This window comes from uncultured Sulfuricurvum sp., assembly GCF_937936435.1.
Classification (GTDB): Bacteria; Campylobacterota; Campylobacteria; order Campylobacterales; family Sulfurimonadaceae; genus Sulfuricurvum.
On sequence record NZ_CALDDG010000012.1, the window covers coordinates 1 to 1857 of the forward strand.

At 50.5% G+C, this 1857-nt stretch carries 1 protein-coding gene; it reads left to right on the top strand.

The window, feature by feature from the left end; genetic code table 11:
* Positions 1 to 1176: 1176 nt before the first annotated feature.
* On the top strand, positions 1177 to 1857 hold a 681-nt coding region (locus Q0389_RS01840; protein WP_298691045.1), incomplete at its 3' end, for a succinate--CoA ligase subunit beta.

The following is a 1857-nucleotide window of genomic DNA, read 5'->3' on the forward strand; positions in this document are numbered from 1 at the left end:
CACGACGCTCTTCCGATCTTGCGCACTATCCGCTGGTCGTATGGCAAACGGGTTCGGGGACGCAGTCGAACATGAACAACAATGAAGTTCTTGCGGCGCGTGCGACGGAGATTCTCGGCGGAGATTTCCGAACCCAAAAACTGGTTCATCCGAATGACGACGTCAACAAATCGCAAAGCTCGAACGATACGTATCCGACGGCATTGCACATCGCCGCAGTCATCGCGGTGGAGACCCGTTTGCTGCCGGCTATCGATCATTTGCGAAACACCCTCATCGCCAAATCGACGGAATTTAGCGATATCGTCAAAATCGGCCGTACCCATTTGCAGGATGCGACTCCGTTGACGTTGGGACAAGAGATCAGCGGCTGGGTAGAGATGCTCAATAAATGTGAAAAAATGGCGAAAGATTCTCTCGAGTCGGTACGTGAACTGGCACTTGGAGGAACGGCAGTCGGAACAGGACTAAACGCCCATCCGGAGCTTGGAGAGCGCGTTGCGGCAAAATTGGTCGAATTGACAGGACACCGTTTTGTGACCGCGCCGAATAAATTTCATGCTCTGACGTCTCACGACGCGTTGGTTTACGCCCACGGTGCGCTTAAAGCGCTTGCGGCGGATATGATGAAAATCGCCAACGACGTCCGCTGGCTGGCGTCGGGTCCACGCTGCGGCATCGGCGAAATCACGATTCCCGAAAACGAACCGGGTTCATCGATCATGCCGGGCAAAGTCAATCCGACGCAAAGCGAAGCGGTAACGATGGTCGCCTGTCAGGTGATGGGGAACGATGCCTGCATTGGTTTCGCTGCGAGTCAAGGAAATTTTGAGCTTAACGTATTCAAACCGGTTATCGCCTATAACTTTTTACAATCGGTTCGTCTGTTAGCCGATTCGATCGTATCGTTCAACGATAACTGCGCGGTCGGAATCGAACCGGTGCGCGAGCAGATCGATGCGTATCTGAATAACTCGCTGATGCTGGTCACGGCACTCAATCCGTATATCGGATATGAAAATGCGGCAAAAATCGCCAAAACGGCACACAAAGAGAACTCCACACTGAAAGAGACCGCAGTCAAACTCGGTCTTCTTACAGCCGAAGAGTTTGATAAATACGTCATCCCCGAAGAGATGACAAGACCGATAGCGTAAACTTAAACAGGAGGAATGGATGAATATTCACGAATATCAAGCAAAAGAATTATTCAAAAAGTATAATGTACCGACACCACGCGGGCATATCGCTTTTACACCCGATGAGGCGGTAAAAGCGGCACAGGAACTTGGCGGCAATATTTGGGTCGTCAAAGCGCAAATTCATGCCGGCGGACGCGGTTTGGGCGGCGGGGTAAAACTTGCACGTTCGACTTCTGAAGTACGCGAATTGGCCGGTCAGATTCTCGGAATGCAGCTGGTGACACACCAAACAGGACCGGAAGGTAAACTGGTACAAAAAGTTTACATCGAAGAGGGTGCCGATATCAAAAAAGAGTACTACCTCGGTATGTTGCTTGACCGTGCATCGGAGATGCCGATCATGATGGCGTCTACTGAGGGCGGTATGGCAATCGAAGATGTCGCACATGATTCTCCTGAAAAGATTATCAAAGTCGCCATCGATCCGTTGACAGGGTTCCAAAGTTTCCACGGGCGCAAATTGGCGTTCGGTCTCGGACTTCCGGTCGAAGAGATCAACACATTTATCAAATTCGCGTCTGCATTGTACAAAGTGTATATGGATCACGATGCCGAGATGATCGAAATCAATCCGTTGATCAAAACGGGTGACGGCAAATTCTTGGCACTTGATGCAAAAATGGGATTTGACAACAATGCACTGTATCGCCAATCG